The sequence below is a fragment of the Aequorivita antarctica genome, assembly GCF_007997155.1.
In the GTDB taxonomy this organism is placed as follows: domain Bacteria; phylum Bacteroidota; class Bacteroidia; order Flavobacteriales; family Flavobacteriaceae; genus Aequorivita; species Aequorivita antarctica.
The window spans coordinates 1-1,191 of record NZ_VORT01000038.1 but is presented as its reverse complement, the minus strand read 5'-3'; the positions used below and the strand labels follow the sequence as shown (position 1 = coordinate 1,191).

3 protein-coding genes are annotated in these 1,191 nt (G+C 33.7%); all 3 read left to right on the top strand.

What is annotated here, in order from left to right; translation table 11 throughout:
• A partial coding sequence (locus ESU54_RS18010; protein WP_211362165.1) for a hypothetical protein occupies positions 1 to 261 on the top strand: 261 nt, incomplete at its 5' end.
• A gap of 53 nt (positions 262 to 314) precedes the next feature.
• A complete protein-coding gene (locus tag ESU54_RS17915) occupies positions 315 to 455 on the top strand; it encodes a hypothetical protein (protein ID WP_170253305.1) in 141 nt (46 codons plus the stop codon).
• 56 nt (positions 456 to 511) lie between these two features.
• Positions 512 to 1,042: a hypothetical protein gene (locus ESU54_RS17640; RefSeq protein WP_146848196.1), complete on the top strand. Its 531-nt coding sequence runs from the start codon at positions 512 to 514 to the stop codon at positions 1,040 to 1,042.
• Positions 1,043 to 1,191: the final 149 nt, after the last annotated feature.

Genomic DNA, 1,191 nt, shown 5'->3' with positions numbered 1-1,191 from the left:
TCGATAAAAATTGTGCGCTGGAACGCGCTCACTCAAACGGAAATCGTTGAAGAGCTTTTCTTGGTAGATCTTTTTTCCTTGCATACCATGAAATTAAGGAAAATTGGTAACTTGTGCAACAGGCACACCGTGTATAAACCATTGCTGGGTCTGTGCTCATCTGGAAAATTCTTGGGAATTTTCCAGCGCAGTTTTGTATCTTTAATGGTTCGTGCTTTCACACGCAACGGTCCATACACAACAACGTTCTACGCAATTTGAACGAACATCGTGCTGAACAACAAAATCATTAATTAATTTAAAAATAGAGAATTATGGCAAAATCAAGTGGAATGAAAAACGCACCAAGTACAACAGGAAAACCTTCAGGAGGAGGAAGAAGTAATGCACCAAGCAAATCTGGCGGAAGTTCAAAAGGTTCATCTTCTGGTTCAAAAGGAGGTTCTAAAAAGTAAGAATTAATAAAAACACGGTTAGAAACAACTAATCGTGTTTTTTATTAAAAATAGAAATGAAAAAAATACAAGAACATAATCCATCAACAGACGAACTTCTGAATTTGGAATATAAATTTCAACCTTTATTGACCGAAAAGTTAGATAATGTAAAAACCGACTTTAATCAGGAGTTGATAAACGAAATTGTTTTGTGGAAAACCAATCGTTACGCTGAATTGAATAACGAAACGCTGAATTTAATAAATAAAATCGACCGAAAATCAAAATTTATCGATTCTGCTCTTACTGGAGAAATCCTAATGTATTTACTCGAAACGAAAGGAATTCGCTTGCCAATGGCTTCAACTATTTTGAGATTTAGAAATCCGAAAATCTATCAAATTATCGACCAAAGAGTTTATAGATTGATTTACGGAACTGAACTCAAACTAAAAACGAATTTAAACAACAATATAATTCAGTATTTAGATTATTTATCAGATTTGAGAAACGTTTGTGATTTATACCAAATTCCATTTTCTGAATCTGACCGAATTCTATATGAATATGACAAAATTATGAACTTGGAAAAAATAAAATACTGAATAAAAACTGCGTAGAACACCGGTAACCGTTGCACAACCCCATAATTTATAAAAACCCAACCCATATAAGCCGCTTTAAGCGGCTTTGTTTTTTTGATCAGGCTTGAAAATGTGCCAAATTTGGAGCTTTTAAAAAAAGCCATGCTACA